Annotated in this window: 16 protein-coding genes; 8 read left to right on the forward strand and 8 right to left on the reverse strand. The window is 65.5% G+C overall.

The features are described 5' to 3' along the window. Positions 1 to 10 precede the first annotated feature (10 nt). Positions 11 to 1042, reverse strand: coding sequence for an AraC family transcriptional regulator (locus V6U71_RS06390; protein WP_411341460.1), 1032 nt, complete (start codon positions 1040 to 1042; stop codon positions 11 to 13). Positions 1043 to 1139: 97 nt separating this feature from the next. On the opposite strand from V6U71_RS06390, the gene V6U71_RS06395 reads away from it, so the two are divergent. Genes V6U71_RS06395 through V6U71_RS06405 form a run of 3 tightly spaced genes read left to right on the forward strand, consistent with a single transcriptional unit; the run spans position 1140 to position 3774 of the window. Next, positions 1140 to 2645: a 4-hydroxyphenylacetate 3-hydroxylase family protein gene (locus tag V6U71_RS06395; protein WP_411341461.1), complete on the forward strand. Its 1506-nt coding sequence runs from the start codon at positions 1140 to 1142 to the stop codon at positions 2643 to 2645. A gap of 26 nt (positions 2646 to 2671) precedes the next feature. Then, entirely contained in the window at positions 2672 to 3349 is a 678-nt protein-coding gene (locus tag V6U71_RS06400; RefSeq protein ID WP_411341462.1) for an alpha/beta fold hydrolase, read from the forward strand. Further along, positions 3346 to 3774: an acyl-CoA thioesterase gene (locus tag V6U71_RS06405; RefSeq protein WP_411341463.1), complete on the forward strand. Its 429-nt coding sequence runs from the start codon at positions 3346 to 3348 to the stop codon at positions 3772 to 3774. The genes V6U71_RS06400 and V6U71_RS06405 overlap by 4 nt, the downstream gene beginning before the upstream one ends. Here the strand turns inward: V6U71_RS06405 and V6U71_RS06410 are convergent. The 7 genes from V6U71_RS06410 to V6U71_RS06440 all read right to left on the reverse strand — a co-directional run bounded on the left by V6U71_RS06410 (position 3771) and on the right by V6U71_RS06440 (position 11494). Beyond that, on the reverse strand, positions 3771 to 4523 hold the full coding sequence (locus V6U71_RS06410) for an RES family NAD+ phosphorylase (protein WP_411341464.1): 753 nt from the start codon (positions 4521 to 4523) through the stop codon (positions 3771 to 3773). The two genes, V6U71_RS06405 and V6U71_RS06410, sit on opposite strands and share 4 nt — an antisense overlap. After that, positions 4495 to 4869, reverse strand: coding sequence for an antitoxin Xre-like helix-turn-helix domain-containing protein (locus V6U71_RS06415; RefSeq protein WP_411341465.1), 375 nt, complete (start codon positions 4867 to 4869; stop codon positions 4495 to 4497). The genes V6U71_RS06410 and V6U71_RS06415 overlap by 29 nt, the downstream gene beginning before the upstream one ends. Before the next feature lie 71 nt (positions 4870 to 4940). Further along, complete coding sequence (locus V6U71_RS06420) at positions 4941 to 6107, reverse strand: beta-ketoacyl synthase N-terminal-like domain-containing protein (protein ID WP_411341466.1); 1167 nt, start codon at positions 6105 to 6107, stop codon at positions 4941 to 4943. A 1-nt stretch (position 6108) separates the two neighbouring features. Continuing rightward, positions 6109 to 7338 (reverse strand): acetyl-CoA acetyltransferase, encoded by a 1230-nt coding sequence (locus V6U71_RS06425; protein ID WP_411341467.1) that lies wholly within the window; start codon positions 7336 to 7338, stop codon positions 6109 to 6111. A 1-nt stretch (position 7339) separates the two neighbouring features. Further along, complete coding sequence (locus V6U71_RS06430) at positions 7340 to 9031, reverse strand: class I adenylate-forming enzyme family protein (protein ID WP_411341468.1); 1692 nt, start codon at positions 9029 to 9031, stop codon at positions 7340 to 7342. A gap of 1 nt (position 9032) precedes the next feature. Further along, positions 9033 to 10529, reverse strand: coding sequence for a carotenoid oxygenase family protein (locus V6U71_RS06435; RefSeq protein WP_411341469.1), 1497 nt, complete (start codon positions 10527 to 10529; stop codon positions 9033 to 9035). Continuing rightward, complete coding sequence (locus V6U71_RS06440) at positions 10526 to 11494, reverse strand: NAD(P)H-dependent flavin oxidoreductase (RefSeq protein WP_411341470.1); 969 nt, start codon at positions 11492 to 11494, stop codon at positions 10526 to 10528. Before V6U71_RS06440 ends, V6U71_RS06435 begins: the two co-directional genes overlap by 4 nt. A 115-nt stretch (positions 11495 to 11609) precedes the next feature. Between V6U71_RS06440 and V6U71_RS06445 the strand changes: the two genes are divergently transcribed. The 5 genes from V6U71_RS06445 to V6U71_RS06465 all read left to right on the forward strand — a co-directional run bounded on the left by V6U71_RS06445 (position 11610) and on the right by V6U71_RS06465 (position 18445). Further along, positions 11610 to 13898, forward strand: coding sequence for a TonB-dependent receptor (locus V6U71_RS06445; RefSeq protein ID WP_411341471.1), 2289 nt, complete (start codon positions 11610 to 11612; stop codon positions 13896 to 13898). 104 nt (positions 13899 to 14002) lie between these two features. Further along, positions 14003 to 14935 (forward strand): winged helix-turn-helix transcriptional regulator, encoded by a 933-nt coding sequence (locus V6U71_RS06450; RefSeq protein ID WP_411341472.1) that lies wholly within the window; start codon positions 14003 to 14005, stop codon positions 14933 to 14935. A gap of 172 nt (positions 14936 to 15107) precedes the next feature. After that, complete coding sequence (guaB, locus tag V6U71_RS06455; RefSeq protein WP_411341473.1) at positions 15108 to 16565, forward strand: IMP dehydrogenase; 1458 nt, start codon at positions 15108 to 15110, stop codon at positions 16563 to 16565. 132 nt (positions 16566 to 16697) lie between these two features. Beyond that, positions 16698 to 17888, forward strand: coding sequence for an RsmB/NOP family class I SAM-dependent RNA methyltransferase (locus V6U71_RS06460; protein ID WP_411341474.1), 1191 nt, complete (start codon positions 16698 to 16700; stop codon positions 17886 to 17888). A 32-nt stretch (positions 17889 to 17920) separates the two neighbouring features. Further along, positions 17921 to 18445 carry a tetratricopeptide repeat protein gene (locus V6U71_RS06465; RefSeq protein ID WP_411341475.1) on the forward strand — a complete coding sequence of 175 codons (525 nt, stop codon included), beginning with the start codon at positions 17921 to 17923 and terminating at the stop codon, positions 18443 to 18445.

The following is an 18445-nucleotide window of genomic DNA, read 5'->3' on the forward strand; positions in this document are numbered from 1 at the left end:
AGCAAGCCGACTAGACCCGCCGGCGGGGCGCGGCAAGGGGTGTCTCATCGAGCCCGCCACCCGCGCGCCACGCCGATGGCGACAGTCCGGTCCAGTGGCGGAACGCGCGGGTGAAGGAGCGCGCCTCGGCATAGCCGAGCGCTTCGGCGATCGCCTCGACCGTGGCGTTGCTCGACGTCAGCAGCCGCGTCGCGCGGTCGCGCCGGACATTTTCGCGCAGCGTCGCAAGGCTGGTTCCTTCGGCGCGCAAGCGGCGGCGCAGTACATGGGTCGAGAGGCGCACTTCGGCGGCGAGTTCGTCGAGGGTCAGGTCGGGACTGCGCGTCAGAAGCTGGCGTACCCGCCGCGCCGCGCTGACGTCGCTGGCGGGGATCGTCATGATATCGAGCGGGGCGGCCGCCAGCATCGCTTCCAGCTCGGCCGGCGTGCGGCGGATCGGGGCATGCAGCGCATGCGCGTCCATCACGATCCGGCGTGCAGCGCCATCGAAACGATGGCGGCAGGGGAAGAGATATTTGAACTCCTCGAAATAGGCGTCGGGCCGCGAATAATCGAATTCGGCCGACAGCAGCGAGATGGTCTCGCCGGCCAGCCAGCAGGCGAGGCGGTGCCAGATGATCATCCAGAACTCGCTGAAATAATGGTCGGGATCGCGGTCCGGCTCGGCAAAGCGAACCTCGACGACCAGCCCGGCGTCGGCGGCGTGGATATCGGTCGCAATCCCGGCATCGAGCAAATTGTAAAAGCGCGCCGCGCGGCGGAGACCATCGGCGACGTCGCTGCCCTCGAGCGCCAACTCGCAAGCGAAGGCAAAACTGCCCGGCGCAGCGCGGCGGGCAGTGTAACCCATATATTCGTCGTCGAGAGCCGCCCAGATGTTGCGGACGAGCAGGGCCATCGCTTCCACCGGCCCGCGCCAGCCGGGACGAGCGAAATCGGTCGGCGAAAGACCCGTGCCTGCGACAAGCGCGTCGAGCGACCGGCCCCGACGCTCGGCGCCCTTGGTACAGACGTTGAAATAATAGCGGTCGATCGTGGCCATGACCTGCACATTATGGTGAGTTTTTATCGCCTGTCATGACCTGTTTTGCCCGTGGCTGGCGATTAGCCTTGCCGCAAACAGATCAGGAGACTGCACGATGACCGACCAAGCCACTCGTCCGCGCGAGGAGAGCGCCGCTGCTCGCTGGGCCCGTTTCAAACCGATCCGCACCGGCGACGACTATGTCGAATCGTTGCGGGGCCGCGATGTCGAGGTCTGGCTGTTCGGCGAACGCGTCGAGGAACCCGTCGACCATCCGATCATCCGGCCGTCGATCAACGCGCTGAAGATGACCTATGACCTCGCCATCGACGATCCCGACCTCGCGACCGCACACAGCGAACTGATCGACGCGCCGGTCAACCGCTTTCTCCACATCGTCGGATCGCCGCAGGATCTGGTGATGAAGAACCGGATGCAGCGACGGATGGGGCAACTCACCGGCACCTGCTTCCAGCGCTGCGCCGGGCTCGACACGATCAGCGTCCTTCACTCGATCACCTTCGACATCGATGCGAAGCATGGCACGTCGTACCACCAGCGCTATCTTGCCTTCATGGCGGAGGCGCAGCGTAACAATATCATCCTCGGCGCCGGGATGACCGATCCGAAGGGCGATCGCTCGAAACGCCCGCACGAACAGGCCGATCCCGACATGTTCATGCATGTGACCAGGCGGACCGACGCGGGCGTCTATGTCACCGGCGCCAAGGCGCATATGACCGGCGGGCTCAATTCGCACTGGATTTGCGTCATGCCGACGATGAACATGGGCGAGGCCGATCGCGACTTCGCGATCGTCGGGCTCGTTCCCGGCGACGCCGCGGGCATCACCTATATCTATGGCCGCCAGTCGTGCGACACGCGTGCGATGGAAAAGGGCGACATCGACCAGGGCAATGCGCGCTTCGGCGGGCAGGAGGTGCTCGTCGTCTTCGACAATGTCTTCATCCCGCACGAACATGTGCTGATGGACGGCGAATATGAGTTCGCGCAGGATATGGTCGCGCGCTTCACCGCCTATCACCGTGCGTCCTACGTGTGCAAAACCGGGCTGGGCGACGTGATGGTCGGGGCCGCGGCGCAGGTCGCCGACTACAATGGCGCCGAGGCGGCGAGCCATATCAAGGACAAGCTGGTCGAGATGACGCACCTCAACGAGACGATCTATTCATCGGCGATCGCGTCGAGCCACGAGGCGAAGCAACTGCCGTCGGGGATATTCATGAACGACGCGATGCTCGCCAATGTCTGCAAGCACAATGTGACGCGCTTCCCCTACGAGATTTCGCGGCTGGCGCAGGATCTGGCGGGCGGGATCATGGTGACGATGCCGTCGGACGCCGATTTCAAGAATGAGCAGATCGGCCCGATCCTCGAGAAATATATGAAGGGCAAGCATAATGTCCCGGTCGAGTTCCGCCAACGCATCCTGCGGCTGATCGAAAATATGACGCTGGGGCGCAACGCTGTCGGTTACCTGACGGAATCCCTGCACGGCGCGGGATCGCCGCAGGCACAGCGCATCCAGATATTGCGCGGCATGGAGGTCGAGCGGAAAAAGGGTCTTGCGCGCGACCTTGCGGGAATCGCGGAAGAATAGCGGCGTCACGGCCGGGAGGAGAGACGATGGACGTTCCGGTGATCGCGATCTGCGGCATCGCGACCGACGAGGCGAGCTGGCAGGGCATGCCCGTCGATCGTATCTTCGTGCCTGTCGAACCGACGATCGAAGCGATGGCCGATGCGATCGCTGCCGAGCTTCCCGCCCGCTTCGCGCTCTGCGGCCATTCGATGGGCGGTTATGTTGCGCTGGAAATCGCGGCCCGGATACCCGAACGGCTTGCGGGTCTCGCCTTGCTGAGCAGCGCATGCACCGCCGACGGGGAGGAAACGAAAGCGGGCCGCCGGACCGCAATTGCGCAAGCGCGGGCCGATTTTCCCGCGCTCGCGGATCGGCTCGCGCGCGCGATGCTGTCGCGGTCGAGCCGCGCCGACGCCGGCCTGCTTTCCGGCACGTATGCCATGCTGATGCGCTGCGGCGCCGAGCGCTTCGCGCAGCAGCAGGCGGCGGCGATGACACGCTCCGATCGCTGCGGATTGCTGGCAACGCTGGCGGTCCCCGCCTTGGTGCTGGCGGGTGAGGACGACGGCATCGTCGCGCCCGACCGGACGCGCGAGATGGCGGCGGCCCTGCCCGAGGCGGTGTTGCACATGATCCCCGGCTGCAGTCATATTCCCCAGCGCGAAGCACCCGTCGCGACGGCGGCAGCGATTGCCGCCTGGCGCGAAAGGATGGCGTCATGAAACCCGAAGCATACAGGCTCGATCCGGCCACCTATCCGCGCCACAAGGCGGTGCCGATCCGTTTTTCCGATGTCGACATGTTCCGCCACCTCAACAATGTCGCGACCGGACAATTTTACGAAGAGGCACGTTTCGAGCTGCTCGCCGAGGCGCGCGAACTTGTGGCGAAGGATGACCGCAGCGCCCTCGTCATCGCGAACGTCAACACCAGCTTTCTCGGGCAGGCGCGCTATCCGGGGACTATCGACGTCGGGACGGGGATATTGCGCATCGGCGAGCGTTCGCTCGTGATCGCGCAAGGCCTGTTCATCGATGGCAAATGCATCGGTATCGCCGACAGCACGGTGGTATCGACGGGGCCGGCGGGTGCCGCTCCGATCGCCGAAGCGATCCGCGCCTTTCTGTCGTCGCTGGCGATCGTCTAGGCTGGCGGCGCCAGCCCGAATTGCTCGAAGGTGAAGCTATGGCGCGCGTTCGACGGCAGCGCCGCGAGTGCGGTCATCGTGCCGTTCTCCAGCCGGAAATGCCAGGTCTGCTCGATCTTCGGCGCGCGTGCGGCAAAGGCGGCGGGATCGAGCAAGGCTATATTGGCGCGGTGGTCGGGGTCGCGCACCGAGGCATAGCGGATCGACTGTGCATCGATGCCGCGCGCGTCGGCGGCAAAGGCCTGGCACGCCGTGTAGTCGTCGGGGTGCATCCACAGCGTCGCGTCGTCGGTAAAGGGCGCCTCGGTCAGATCGAGCCCGCGGTCGAGCGCCACGGGGACCGAAATCGCCGAATGCTCGACCGTCGTGCGCGGCGGCTGGAATCCCGGCGAGCGCGAAAAGAACAGCAGCCGCCAATAGGCGGTTTCGGCGACCGCGGTCGCGGCCTGTTCGGCGGCATAGAAGATGCCGGGCCGCTCGTTCGCCCGGCGAAAGCGCGATGCCTTTTTATAGCCGTAGCGAAAGGGGGTGGCGAGAAGATAGTGCAGATCGCGCGCCGCGCGGGGCAGGGGCGGCTTCACCTCCTCGACGAGCTGTTCGAGCACCGCCTGATCGCCGGCGCCGCCCGCGAGCCGGTTGGTAGAGATGCGATGCTGCGCCTCGACCAGCCGCCAGAGCTTGGCGCGATAGGGCCGAAAATCCGCCGCCGTCGGGACGATGTCAGACCTGCGCGCGATAGTCGTCGACATAGTCGGCCACATCGCTGAGACCGCGGATCGAGCGGACAAGGTCGATCGGCCGGCCGCCGAGGTCGAGGTTCGCGGTCTTGAGCCACGAAATCGACGCGGCATCGTCGCTGCCCATCAGCGCGTCGAGGCTGCGAAACAGGCGAACCAGATACTGGCCAAGCTCGAATTCCTTGCCCGACCGGTCGAGCCGGACGCTGCCCGACCGCAGCCGCGATGCGGTGGCGGACGAGAGACCGAGGATCGCACCGAGCTGTTCGTTGGTCAGCCGCCAGCAGGCGGCGACGCGCACGACCGCTTCGGAGAGGATGCGGCCCTGATCGGCCTGTTTGGCGAGTTGGGTTGCCATGTCATTCATCCGAACAAAATATATACATATCATTCATAGGAATGATTGCGTCATTTTGCAAGAGGCGGGTCTCAGCCGCCGGGACCATCCAGCCCTTCGACGATCATCGCGGCGCCCACGCCCATCGCGCCGGTCAGCACGACAAGGCCGTATCGACCCGCGCAGGCATCGAGCGCGTCGAGCAGGGTCGAGGTCAGGATCGCGCCGCTCGCGCCCATCGGATGGCCCTTGGCGAGATGGCCGCCGCTGACGTTGACGCGGGCGGGGTCGGCGTCGCGGTCGCGCAGGAATTTGGCGATGGTGACCGCGAAGGCCTCCATGAATTCGATGCGATCCATATCGGCGAGCGTCATGCCGCTGCGCGCCAGCACCTTGTCCATCGCCGCGAAACCCGCGGTGAGCGAGGCGGCGGGGTCGCCGCCGCTTTCGGCAAAGGCGACGACGCGGGCGCGCGGCGCGGGGCCGAGGCCTTCGCCGCCGACGAGCGCGAGACCCGCCCCGTCGCAGATCGGCGGCGCGTGCGCGATACCGTGGCGCGGTTCGAAACGCTGTCCTTCGAGCGCGCCTGCATATTCTTCCTGCAGTGCGCCAAAGACCGGCGGTGCGGTGGCAAGCGATTCCGCCGTGGTTTGTGGCCGGATACATTCCTCTCCGGCGAGCGCACCGGTCGCGATGCGCGAATGCTGGAGCAACGGATCGCGTTCGGTCGCCGCCGCCTTCTGCTGCGAAGCGAGAGTGGCTGCATCGAGTTCGGCGCGCGTGATCCCCTCGGCCGACGCCAGCCGGTCGGCGGCAAGCACCGGCGGCACGAAACGCGCTCGCGGCGGCAGTTCGGCGTTCGCATAGAAGCTCGCCTGATCGCCGAGGAACGGGCTCTGGCTCATCGACTCGACGCCGCCCGCGAGAACGGCCGCGGCTTCGCCGCTCGCCACCTTCGCCACCGCCTGACCGATCGCCGATAGCCCGGAGGCGCAATAATTGTTGATGCTGTGCGCGGCGCAGGCGTCGGGCAGTCCGGCATGCAGCTTCGCCAACATCGCGATATGCCCGCCCTGCGCGCCGCTCTGCGTGACGCAGCCGAGGATCAGCGCCTCGGGTCCGAACGCACCACAGCGCGCGCTCAGCGCCGCCACTTGCTGGCGCACCAACTCCTGCGGGCTCAGGCCCGCGAGCCCGCCGTCGGGCCGCGCCTTGCCGCGCGGCGTGCGCACCGCGTCGTAAAGATAGACGTCGGTCAAATCAGGTGCCGACGACGAAGCTGACCGCGGTCGTCGCGCTGCCGCCGACGTTGAACGTCGCAAAATTGCGGGCGCCTTCAACCTGATAGTCGCCGGCGTTGCCCGTTACCTGCCGCCAGCTATCGAGCAGCATCCGTACCCCGGTGGCACCTACGGGATGCCCGAGACCGATCAGCCCTCCCGACGGATTGACCGGCAGCTTGCCGCCAAGCGCGATCGTCCCGTCCTCGACCGCGCGCCAGCTTTCGCCGGGCTTGGTGATCCCGAAATGGTCGATCGCCATATATTCGGTGATCGAGAAGCAGTCGTGCACCTCGACCCCGTCGCAGGCGTAGATGTCGGGCATTTCGGCGCGGCGCAGCGCGTCCATCATCGCCTTGCGGACGCTGGGGAAGACATAATCGCCGCCGCGGCTATCGTTGACTTTAGTCGAATAGAGCAGCGGCGCGGTGGCGTGGCCCCAGCCCTTGATGCGGGGGATCGAGTCGAGCGGGATGCCGCGGCGCTTGGCATAAGCCTCGGCGACCTCGAGCGAGGCGAGGAAGATAGCGGCGGCGCCGTCTGTGACCTGCCCGCAATCGGACTTGCGCAGGCTGCCCTCGATCAGCGGATTGATCTCGTCATTTTCGCCGAGATGATCGTCGGTCACTGCCCAGCCGCGCGTCTGCGAGTTCGGGTTCTTCTTGGCATTGGCGAAATTGTTCGCCGAAATCCCGCGCAGATGCGCGCGGTCGAGCCCGAAACGTTCCTCATATTCCTCGGCGACGCGCGCGAACATATAGGGCCACAGGTATCGCGCCTCCTGCGCCTCGCGCCCGGCCCACGCGGCGGCACCGAGATATTCGGCGGCGCGCTGGCCGGGGACGTTGCGCATCAGTTCGATGCCGAGCACGAGGGCGAGGCCGTAACGCTCGGCCTCGATCTCGGCGGCGGCGGCGAGGATCGCGATGCTGCCCGAGGCGCAGGCGGCCTCGTGCCGCGAAGCCGGTATACCCGCGAGGTCGGGATGGACATGGCCGAAGAAGCCGCCGAGCTGGCCCTGACCCGCGAACAATTCGCCGACGAAATTGCCGACATGCGCGGTTTCGACTTCCTTGGGCTCGATCCCCGTCGCGATGAAAGCCGCTTCGGCGACATCGCGGAACAGCTCGAACAACCCGCCGCCCTCGCGTTGGAGGTTGCGCGCGAAATCACTCTGCGCGCCGCCGAGGATGAAGACGTCTTTCGCCATGTCAGGCTTCCTTTTCGAGAGTAGCAAGCGCCATGTCGCGGACTTCGCTGCGCATCACCTTGTTCGTGACGTTGCGCGGCAGCGCGTCGAAGCGGAACAGGCGCTCGGGCAATTTGAACACCGCAAGGTCGTGGCCGCGCAGATAGTCGGCGACCTCGCCGATCCCGACATCGTCCGCCCCGCGCGGGACGTAGGCGAGGCCGATCCGCTCGCCCATCGTCGGGTCGGGGAGGGAGAAGACGCACGCCTCGGCCAGTAGCGGATGCCCGCCGAGCAACTGATCGATCTCCTCGGGCGAGATATTCACCCCGCCGCGGATGATCAGATCCTTGCACCGCCCGACGAAGCGGTAGAAGTCGCCGCCCTCGGCGATCTCGAACAGGTCGCCGGTGCGAAACCAGCCGTCTTCGGTGAAGGCTTCGGCGGTGCGGTCGGGGGCGTTGTGATAGCCCTCGAACAAGGTCGGCCCGCGGATCTGCAATTCGCCCGATACGCCGTCGACCTCGATCGGATCGCCGCCGCCGGGCGGGACGAGCCGGCTTTCGATATTGGGCGCGCGGCCGTCGCCATAGGGGCGCTGATAGGTGCCGCGGCGCGGGAAGAGGCTGGCGCGCTTGTCGGGATCGGGCATGTCGCCTTCGCCGGTGATGAAGCTCATCCCCTCGTTCGATCCGAACACATTGACGATGATGATGCCGAGCTTTTCCTGGAAACCGCGCACCATCGCCGGCGCGAGCGGCGCCGAACCCGAAGCGATGACGCGCAGGCTCGACAGGTCGACCGACGCGAGCAGCGCCTCATTTTGCAGCAGCATGTTGAGCACCGCGGGCGGCGCAATCGTCAGGCTCGGCCGTTCGGTCGCGATCTGCCTGAGGTAGATGGCGGGATCGAAGGGATGGTGCAGCACCATCGTGCCCGCGCTGGTCAGCCAGCACATGGTGATGCCGCCGATGCTCGCCATGTTGATGAGCGGGAAGGGGTTGAGCAGGACGTCGCCCGGTCCGACCTTCATCGCTTCGTATCCGGCGCCCGCGACCGCGATCCAGTGATTGTGGCTGCGCGGCACGCCCTTGGGCACGCCGGTCGTGCCCGAGGTCCAGCAGATGGTGAAGATATCGTCGGCGTCGACCGGGTTCGCCGCGACATGCGCCGCGAGGGCTCGTTCGTCGCCGCGGGCAACGGAAAGGTCGAGCGCGTCCTCGGGCGGATTTGGACCGAAGGTCATCAGCCGGACGCCGTCGAGCAACGGCGCCGCCACACCGACATGGTCGCAGCCCTTCACCGCCGTCGCGCAGACGAACGCCTTGGGCTCGACGACGCCGATCATGTCCTTCAGCTCATGGCTGCGATATTGCACCGCCGCCGGACTGACGATCGCGCCGATCTGCGCCGCCGCGAAATAGAGAGCAACGAACTCGCTGATGTTCGGAAGCTGGACGAGCAGCACGTCATCCTTACCGATCCCCGCGCCGATCAGCGCGCCCGCGATCCGGTCGATCTCGGCTTCAAGCTCGGCGTAGGTCAGCCGCTGCGGTTCGCCGAAAGCGAAATCGCCGCGGTTGGGCGCATCGACCAACGCGAGGCGATCAGGATGCGCGACCGCATTGGCGAAAAACAGGTCGGCAAAGGTCTTGTCGCCCCACCAGCCGCTTGCCCGGTGCCGCTGCCGCTTGTCCTCTCCCGCGACGATCATCTCAGGCGGCCAGCACGCTGTTTTTGCCCATGCCGATATCGTCGCCGCTCGCCCATACCGTGTGCGTGCCCGAACAGATGCGTTCGGGCAGGATGATCCGGCACACCGGGCCCGCCGCGACATTTTTCGCGTCGATCAGCACGCATTCGGACGTGTCGGTTTCGAGGTCGGCGATGAAGGAGACGAGATAGCCGTCGTCCTCGTCCTTGGCATCGATGCGCGGCGCAAAGGGCGCCTCGCTGCCGAAGCGGCCGGGGCCGAATTCATACTCCTCGCTCGTCCCCGCATTGAGGTCGTGCTTGACGAGCCCGCGGAAAAGGAACCAGCCGGGCTCGGGGATCGCGCTATAGGCGTAGCGATAGGGCTTGCCGGCATAGCGGTGGTTGAACATCCCGAATTCGAGATCGCGGTCATCGAGCCTTTGCTCGGTCGTCTTGCCGGTATTCAGGTTGAATCGCCAGCGGTGGAGGCGCGGCTTGAGCAGACCCTGATCGAGATACGCCATCATCCTTTCGAGCCCCTCGGGCGCGTTCGGATAGGATTTGGGCATCGGCTCTTCCTGATAATAGCCGTCGAGGATGATCTCGTCGCCTTCCTCCCACGCATTGAGCCAGTGGAGCGTGTAGGTCGGCTCGGCTTCGAACCAGCGGATATCCTCAGGCTGCCCATGTCGCGGGATGATCGCGAAGCGCGTCTTTTCGTCGGGGTGGAACTGGACGACATGCAGCTTCCGCTCAAGCAGCTCCTCGTTCCAGTAGAGCGGCATGTCGTTGAGGATCGTGTAATTTTCGGTGAACGCCATGTCGTGCGGCAGGCGCGGCCCGGCGAGCGGCACCGGAATATAATGCTTCAGCCTGTTGTCCGCGCCGACGACGCCATAATGCATGTAAGGTGCGTGCTTGGAGTAGTTGAAAAACATCAATTCTCCGGTCGCGAGGTCGACCTTGCAATGCGCCGAAATCCCGTCGAGCGGCACCCAGCTTTCGGTGCCGAACTGTTCGAGCGTGAAGGGGTCGAGCCGGTATGCCTCGCCGCACTGGTAGAAGGTCGAGATGATCTTGCCCGCATGGATCGCGACGTCGGTCGAGGATGAATCCTTCAGCCACTCCTGCGCGCCCCAGCCGTGGCGGGTCGATTTGTGCGGCGGCTCCATCAGCCCCGCCCAGAGCGAGCGGCCGGCTTCCTTCTCGGCCTCGAACCCCTTGGTGCGCACGAAGCGGCTGCGATAGCTGGCGCGGCCGCCCTTGAACGAGATGGCGTGGATGAAGCCGTCGCCGTCGAACGGATGATAACGCCCGATCGGTTCGTGGATCTGGTTCTCGCCGGTGCGCACGTAAACGCCGTCGATGTCGTCGGGGATCGTCCCGATCACCTCGGCATCGCCGTTCGCGAAGATCGCGTTCCACTCATTATACGTCGGGCGCCACGCGTCCTTCATATAGGGGTGGTCGTTCGGCTGGATCGTGGTCCGGATCGTTTCGACGAGTTCGGCGGTCATGCGATGACTCCTTCGGCAACTGCAAAACGCGGCTTTGTGGCGGCGGCATCATATTCTTTTACGAGGCGATCGACGATCGCCGCGACGGGTTCGACCGCGCGCACGGCGCCGACGCCTTGCCCGGCGGACCAGACATTCTTCCACGCCTTGGCGTCATCCTGCGCGTCGGAGAAGTTCGGGCGCTTGTCTTCGGGCATGTTGGCGGGGTCGTAACCGGCCGCAATCAGGCTCGATTTCAGCCAGTTGGCGGTCACGCCGGTAATGCCCTTCGAAGGCACGATATCCTCGGCCCCCGCCGCGACGACCATGTCCTTGTAGCCTGGCGCCGCCATACTCTCGGCGCAGGCGATCAGCGAGGTGCCGAGATAGGCGAAGTCGGCGCCCAATATCTCCGCGGCCCGCACCGCATGGCCGGTCGAGATCGCGCCGCCGAGCACCAGCGGGCCGTCCCAGAACTGACGCACCTCCTCGACAAAGGCGAAGCCTGCGGTGGCGCCGGTATGTCCGCCCGCGCCCGCGGCGACGAGGACGAGACCGTCGACCCCAGCCGCCGCGGCCTTGCGCGCAAAGCCCACCGAATTGACGTCGGCGAAGACCAGCCCGCCATAGGAGTGGATTTCCTCGACCACCCGCGCCGGGCTGCCGAGCGCAGTGATCACCAGCGGCACCTTGTGACGCACGACGCAGGCGAGATCGTCGGGCAGGCGGCTGTTCGACGGATGAACGACCAGATTGACCGCCCACGGCGCCGCATCGGGATCGTTCGAGAGCGCCGCATCGATCCGGCTCACCCAATCCTCGAGGTCTGCTGATGTGCGCGCATTGGGGGCAGGGAAGCTGCCGATGACGCCCGAGCGCGACGCTGCGATCACCATCTCGGGACCCGACACGAGAAACATCGGCGCGGCGATCGCCGGCAGCCGAAGATTGCGCGTGAGCGTCGGTGGAAGGCTGTTTTTCGGCACTGTTGTGCTCTCCCGAATTATCTGACTTGCATAACGATACTTAAAGACGATAAGAGTCGCAAGGCCAGAAAACATCGCGGGCATCGAACCGGCGATGGTGGGAGGGAGAGACATGATGAAGAAGCAATTTTCCGTGCTGCTCGCTGCGTCGGCGCTCGTGAGCCCCGGAATAGCCTTTGCGCAGGATGCTGCGCCTGCCGAGGGACAGGGCGGGCTTGAGGAAATCATCGTTACGGCACAGAAGCGTGCCGAAGGGCTGTCGGACGTGCCGATCTCGATCTCGGCGATCAGCGGCAAACAGGTCGAGAATTATGGCCAGACCAACCTCGAACAGATCAGCTCGTCGGTCCCGAACCTGAAGATTACCCAGACCGCGATCGCCAACCGCATCGCGATCCGCGGCATCGCCTCGGGCGACAACAAGGGCTTCGAACAGTCGGTCGCGATGTTCGTCGACGGCGTCTATTACGGCCGCGACCAGCTATCGCGCCTGCCGCTGATCGACATGGAACGCGTCGAGGTGTTGCGCGGGCCGCAACCGACCCTGTTCGGTAAAAATGCGATTGCCGGCGCGGTCAACATCACCACGCGCAGCCCGACCGATGAATTCGAAGGCATGGTCAGCGGCCTTTACGAATTCAACCACAAGGAATTCCAGCTCAGCGGCGTCCTTTCGGGGCCGCTGACCGAGGGCGTCGAGGCGCGCGTCGTCGGCTATTACCGGACGATGGACGGCTATTTCTATAACCAGAAGCTCGACCGCAACGAGCCGAACGTCGACGAGAAATATTTCCGCGGCAAGCTGGAGTTCGATCGCGGCGGGCCGTTCGCCGCCGAGCTCAAGCTCGAATATGCCGATTTCGAGGCGAAGGGCCAGCCGCGCGACGTGTTCGGCGCGGTCGGCAACTATAACGCGGTGTTCCAGGGCCCGTTCTTCGTCAGCACCGACCCCGACTATGTCCGCGAGGATAATGGCTACCAAAGCCGCAACAAGGTGTTCGGCGCGACGCTCAACATGGACCTCGAAGTCGGCGAACATACGCTGACCTCGGTGTCGTCGCTGCTCGACTACAAGACGCGCGAGATCGTCGATGTCGATTTCTCGGGGATCAGCTTCCTCGACGGCACCAATTTGCGCGAGGATTACCGGCAATTCTCGCAGGAACTCCGGCTGACCTCGCCGGGTGGCGAGACGTTCAACTATATCGGCGGCGTCTATTACCAGCATGCCAAGCTCGACGTGCAGGACTTCACCCTGTTCAACCCGACGTTCTTGGCCCTCGGCGCACCGTTCAGCGCGCTCGGCGACACGCGCAACGACCGCGACTATAACCAGAAGTCGGACTTGATCTCGGCCTTTGCGCAGGGCGAACTCGCGCTCAGCGACCGCTTCCGCATCACCGCCGGCGCACGTTTCAACCATGAGAAGAAGAGCGGCAGCCGCACGCTCGCAATCGTTCAGGGCCCGCTCAGCACCGCGCCCGCGCCGGTCGTTGCCGCGGTGTTCCGCGCCCTGAACATCGAGGCGCACAGCATTTCGGGCAAGCTCAGCGAAGACAGCTTCAACCCGATGGTCAATGTCCAGTTCGACGCGACCGACGACCTGATGCTTTATGGCTCCTATGCCAAGGGCACCAAGGCGGGCGGCTTCGACATCCGGTCGAACTCGCTGCCGACGTCGACCACCGTCGCGAAGCCGGGCGCCTTCGAATTCCAGGACGAAAGCGCAGACAATTTCGAAGCGGGGCTGAAATACAAGGGCCCCAACGTCGCGTTCAACCTCTCGCTCTACCGCACGACCTACAAGGACCTGCAGGTCAACATCTTCGACGGCACGCTGAACTTCAACGTCCGCAACGCCGCCGGGGCCCGCACGCAGGGTGTCGAGGCCGACTTCCGCGCCGCGCTCGCTGACGGGCTGACCGTCAGCGGTGCGGTCGCCTATCTCGACTTCAAATTCACCAACTTCACCGACGGGCAATGCTATTATCTACAGGTGCCGGGGCCGAACGGCTTCTGCGACTATTCGGGCAAGCGCAATGCACTGAGCCCCAAATGGTCGGGCAACCTCAACGTCGATTACACGACCCCGGTGACGAGCGGGCTGAAGGTCGCGCTCAACGTCAATGCCGACTTCTCCTCTTCCTATATCGCGTCGGCGAACCTCGACCCGCGGACGCATCAGGATGGTTATGTGAAGCTCGGCGCGCGGCTGGCGCTCGCCGAAATCGAGGACCGCTGGGAAATCGCGCTGATCGGCCGTAACCTGACCAACCAGCGCATCCTGCAGACGGCGAGTTCGATGCCGCTCGCGACGACGATCACGCGGGGTGCGGGCAACGCCTATAACGGCATCGTCGATCGGCCGCGGACGATCGCAGTGCAACTGACGGGGCGCTTCTGATGGTTGCGGGGAGGGCGGTTCGCCGCCCTCCCGCCACGGGGACCGGCCTTGCCGCTGCATCGCCCTTGGTCTAGGGGCGGCACGGATTGAAGGATGGCGACGGCTTGAAACACGAACGCACGATCAGGGCCTGTTCGATCTGGCGCGCGCTCGACGTCGTCGGCGATGTCCCGGTCCTGCTGATCATGGAACAGGCGTTTCTCGGCACCCACAGCTTCGACGAGTTCGTCGCGCGCACAGGCCTTGCCCGTTCGGTCGTCAACGGGCGGCTCAAGAAGCTGGTCGAGGAGGACTGTCTCGCGAAAGTCGCCAAGAAGGGCGCACGCGGTTTTCATTATTTCCTGACTCCGAAGGGCCGCGACCAGTTTCCCAACGCGCTGATGATGCTGCGCTGGCAGCACAAATGGGAGGCGGCGAGCCGCGATTTTCAGGTCCGGCTGCACCATGCAAGTTGCGGTCATGCGACCGAGCCGGTGCCCGCATGCGAACATTGCCATGCCGAAATCGACCCGCGCGATGTCGCCTGGCGCGAAGGGCCGGGGCTGGTGCAGGTCACACCCGCCTATGAACGCCGTCGCTTCTGCGGAGAAGTCGGTGCACGGCGGCCGGGCGGTCGCCCGCTGGTCGATACGATGATCGAATTGTTCGGCGACCGCTGGGCAACGCTCGTCGTCCGGGCGATGTTCACGCGGATCAACCGCTTCGACGATATCCAGCGCGATACGCTGATGGCGACGAACATCCTGACCGGGCGGCTCGAACGGCTGGTCAGGCAGGGCATATTGCGCACCGCGCCTTATTCGGCGCACGCCGACCGGGTCGAATACAAGCTCACCGAAAAGGGCCGCGACCTCTATCCGGTGATCCTCGCGCTGCTCCAGTGGGGCGACCGCTGGTTCTCCGACGAGCGCGGGCCGCCAGTGCTGTTGACGCACAGCCCGTGCGGGCACGATCTTCATATGATCGCGGCGTGCAGCCATTGTGGCGACGAACTGACGCTGTCGAACAGCCGCTTCACCATCGAGGAAGCCGGCTGAGCAGGCCGCGTACGGGACAAGTCGCCGGCCCGCCCGAATGCCGCGAAATAATCGTGCGTCACCCACTGGCGCCCGCGCGCCCGACTGGTTACATGGGCCGCCACCGAACGAATCGCGTGCGCCGCCCTGAAAGCGGGAGAGGGCGCCGCCAAGAGCAGAAAGTGGCGCCCCCATGGAAATCATCACCGGCCTGACCTTCGACGATGTACTGCTGGTACCCGGCGCGTCGGACATCCTGCCGTCGGACGCCAATCTGTCGACCCAACTGACCAGCGAGATCAACCTCAATATCCCGATTCTGTCGTCGGCGATGGACACGGTGACGGAGGCCGACATGGCCATATTGATGGCGCAGATCGGCGGATTGGGCGTGCTTCACCGCAATCTGACGATCGAGGAACAGGCGGCGGCGGTGCGGCAGGTCAAGCGCTTCGAAAGCGGGATGATCGTCAACCCGATCACCATCACCCCCGACGCGCCGCTGTCCTATGCGACCGCACTGATGGATCAGCACCGGATTTCGGGCATCCCGGTGGTCGAACCCGGCGGCAAGCTGGTCGGCATCCTGACCCACCGCGACGTGCGCTTCGCCGACAATCCGGGCCAGCCGGTGCGCGAGCTGATGACCGCCGACAATCTGGCGACCGTGCGCCCGGGTGTCGGACAGGACGAAGCGCGCAAATTGCTCCACCAGCGCCGGATCGAGAAGCTGCTCGTCGTCGACGATGATTATCGCTGCATCGGGCTGATCACCGTCAAGGATATGGAAAAGGCGGTCAATTTCCCCGACGCGACGAAAGACGGCAGCGGCCGCCTGCGCGTCGCGGCCGCGACCAACACCGGCGACAGCGGCATCGAGCGCGCCGAGGCATTGCTCGACGCCGAATGCGACCTGATCGTCGTCGATACCGCGCACGGCCACAGCAAGGGCGTCGGGCAGACCGTCGAGCGGATCAAGAAGCTGTCGAACCGCGTTCAGGTGCTCGCGGGCAATGTCGCGACCGGCGACGCCACCAAGGCGCTGATCGATGCCGGCGCCGACGGCGTGAAGGTCGGTATCGGCCCGGGGTCGATCTGCACGACGCGCGTCGTCGCCGGGGTCGGCGTGCCGCAACTCACCGCGATCCTCGACAGCGTCGAACAGGCAGCGAAGCTGGGCGTGCCGGTCATCGCCGACGGCGGCCTCCGCACCTCGGGCGATATCGCCAAGGCGCTGGCGGCTGGCGCGTCGGTCGTGATGGTCGGCTCGCTGCTCGCGGGCACGGCCGAGGCGCCGGGCGAAACCTTCCTGTTCCAGGGCCGCACCTATAAGAGCTATCGCGGCATGGGCAGCGTCGGCGCGATGGCGCGCGGCAGCGCCGACCGCTATTTCCAGCAGGATATCAAGGACCAGATGAAGCTGGTCCCCGAAGGCATCGAGGGTCAGGTGCCGTTCAAGGGGCCGGCCAAGGATGTCATCCACCAGCTCGTCGGCGGCGTGAAAGCGGCGATGGGCTACACCGGCAGCCGGACGCTGAAGGACCTGCGCGAACGGGCCAAGTTCGTCCGCATCACCAACGCGGGGCTGCGCGAAAGCCATGTCCACGACGTCGCGATCACGCGCGAGGCGCCGAATTATCCGGCGGGCTGATCGGCCGCCGTATATAGAGCCGTCATTGCGAGCGTAGCGAAGCAATCTCCAACGATCGCCCATTCTCGACGATAGCTGGAGATTGCTTCGTCGCTGCGCTCCTCGCAATGACGAGGGAGGAAGGCCGAGACAATGACCCCCGCTGCCCGTATCCAGGCCGCGATCGAAATAGTCGACGCCATCGCTGCGGCCGCGCGCGAGGGCGGCGCGCCCGCCGATGCGATCTTCGCCGAAGCGATGCGCGCGCGGCGCTATGCCGGGTCGAAGGACCGGCGCGCGATCCGCGCCCATGTTTATGATGCGATCCGCCTCGTTCGGTCGGCACCCGCGTCGGGCCGCGCCGCGATCCTTGCCCTTGCCGACGCCGATCAGGATATCGCCGCATTGTTCGACGGTTCTGCCTATGGCCCGGCACCTATCGCGCCCGGGGAAGCACGCGCGGAAAGCGGGGTTGCCGCGGAGGCCTTGATCGGCCTGTTCGACCCGCTGGTGGGTGAGCACGAGCATGAAACGATGCTCGCCCGTGCGCCGCTCGACCTTCGCGCCAACCGGCTCAAGGCGACGTGCGACGAAATTGCGGCGCTTTTTCCCGAGGGGGAAGCGATCCCCGGCGCCGACGACGGCTGGCGCCTGCTACCCGAAACCGCCGCCGTTCAGCATCCGGCCTATGCGGATGGTCTGTTCGAGGTGCAGGATGCGGCGAGCCAATATGCCTCGGCCGCGCTCGACGCCGGCCCCGGGCAGACGATCGTCGATCTCTGTGCGGGTGGCGGCGGCAAGACGCTCGCCATCGCCTCGCTGACCGGAAATGATGCCGATATCCTCGCCAGCGACACCAATCGCGCGCGGCTCCAGCAATTGCCGCCGCGCGCCGAACGCGCCGGCGCAAGCGGTATCGAAACGCGCCTCCTCGACCCGGGCAAGGAAGCCGACATGCTGGCCGACCGGCAGGGCGGCGCGGACCGGGTCTTCGTCGATGCCCCTTGTTCCGGCAGCGGCACCTGGCGGCGTAGCCCCGAATTGCGCTGGCGGCTGACCCCGTCGCGGCTCGATCGCCATCTTGCCGACCAGCGGAAACTGATCGACCTCGGCGCCGATCTTGTGGCGCCGGGCGGCAAACTCCTCTATGCTGTCTGCTCGATCATCGAGCGCGAGGGGCGGGCACAGGTGGACGATTTTCTGAACCGGCACAGCGGCTGGACGGCCGATGGTGGCTATTTGCCCGATGGTATCGGCCGCGCTGCGGGCGCCGGATATCTGCTGACTCCGGCGCACGATGGATGTGACGGATTTTTCCTCGCGCGGTTGACACGGCCATGTTAGCATCGCCCCGAATGAAGAAATGGGAGAATGCGATGCGTGTCGGTTTCCTGGCTCTTGGCGCCGGCCTGATCCTTGCCAGCCTGCCCACCGCCTCCGACGCGCAGCGCGCCGACAACGATATCCTCCCGCGCTCGGTGGCGCTCCAACAAGAAGGCGTGAAGGCGCAGGGCGCCGGCGACCTCGACGGCGCGATCGACTATTTTGAATCGGCGCTCGCCGCCGACCCGCGCAACCGGTCGGCGATTATCGCATTGGCGCAGGTCGCGCGCGCGCAGGGGCTGCCGGGCAAGGCGATCGGGCTGTATCGCGAAGCGCAGCTTCTCGAACCCAATGATATCGTCGCGTTGACGGGAGAGGGCGAAGCGCTGGCCGACAAGGGCGCGCTCGAACTGGCACGCGAGAAGTTGGCGGCGGCTCAGCGCATCTGCAAGGCGAACTGCCCGCAGGTCGCGGCGCTCGAAAAAGCAATTCAGTCGAGCGCGTCGAAGCGCGTTGTCGCGGCCGAAACGTTGGCGCCGAAGCCCGTCGTCACGACGGCGACGACCGGCCAGAACTGA

This window comes from Sphingopyxis sp. J-6 (assembly GCF_046603995.1).
Taxonomy (GTDB): Bacteria; Pseudomonadota; Alphaproteobacteria; order Sphingomonadales; family Sphingomonadaceae; genus Sphingopyxis.

What these genes read in the sequence shown, in the direction of transcription:
- V6U71_RS06390 (WP_411341460.1), bottom strand. Translation starts at nt 1,042, where the DNA reads ATGGCCACGATCGACCGCTATTATTTCAACGTCTGTACCAAGGGCGCC.
- V6U71_RS06395 (WP_411341461.1), top strand. Translation starts at nt 1,140, where the DNA reads ATGACCGACCAAGCCACTCGTCCGCGCGAGGAGAGCGCCGCTGCTCGC.
- V6U71_RS06400 (WP_411341462.1), top strand. Translation starts at nt 2,672, where the DNA reads ATGGACGTTCCGGTGATCGCGATCTGCGGCATCGCGACCGACGAGGCG.
- V6U71_RS06405 (WP_411341463.1), top strand. Translation starts at nt 3,346, where the DNA reads ATGAAACCCGAAGCATACAGGCTCGATCCGGCCACCTATCCGCGCCAC.
- V6U71_RS06410 (WP_411341464.1), bottom strand. Translation starts at nt 4,523, where the DNA reads ATGTCGACGACTATCGCGCGCAGGTCTGACATCGTCCCGACGGCGGCG.
- V6U71_RS06415 (WP_411341465.1), bottom strand. Translation starts at nt 4,869, where the DNA reads ATGGCAACCCAACTCGCCAAACAGGCCGATCAGGGCCGCATCCTCTCC.
- V6U71_RS06425 (WP_411341467.1), bottom strand. Translation starts at nt 7,338, where the DNA reads ATGGCGAAAGACGTCTTCATCCTCGGCGGCGCGCAGAGTGATTTCGCG.
- V6U71_RS06430 (WP_411341468.1), bottom strand. Translation starts at nt 9,031, where the DNA reads ATGATCGTCGCGGGAGAGGACAAGCGGCAGCGGCACCGGGCAAGCGGC.
- V6U71_RS06435 (WP_411341469.1), bottom strand. Translation starts at nt 10,529, where the DNA reads ATGACCGCCGAACTCGTCGAAACGATCCGGACCACGATCCAGCCGAAC.
- V6U71_RS06445 (WP_411341471.1), top strand. Translation starts at nt 11,610, where the DNA reads ATGAAGAAGCAATTTTCCGTGCTGCTCGCTGCGTCGGCGCTCGTGAGC.
- guaB (WP_411341473.1), top strand. Translation starts at nt 15,108, where the DNA reads ATGGAAATCATCACCGGCCTGACCTTCGACGATGTACTGCTGGTACCC.
- V6U71_RS06460 (WP_411341474.1), top strand. Translation starts at nt 16,698, where the DNA reads ATGACCCCCGCTGCCCGTATCCAGGCCGCGATCGAAATAGTCGACGCC.
- V6U71_RS06465 (WP_411341475.1), top strand. Translation starts at nt 17,921, where the DNA reads ATGCGTGTCGGTTTCCTGGCTCTTGGCGCCGGCCTGATCCTTGCCAGC.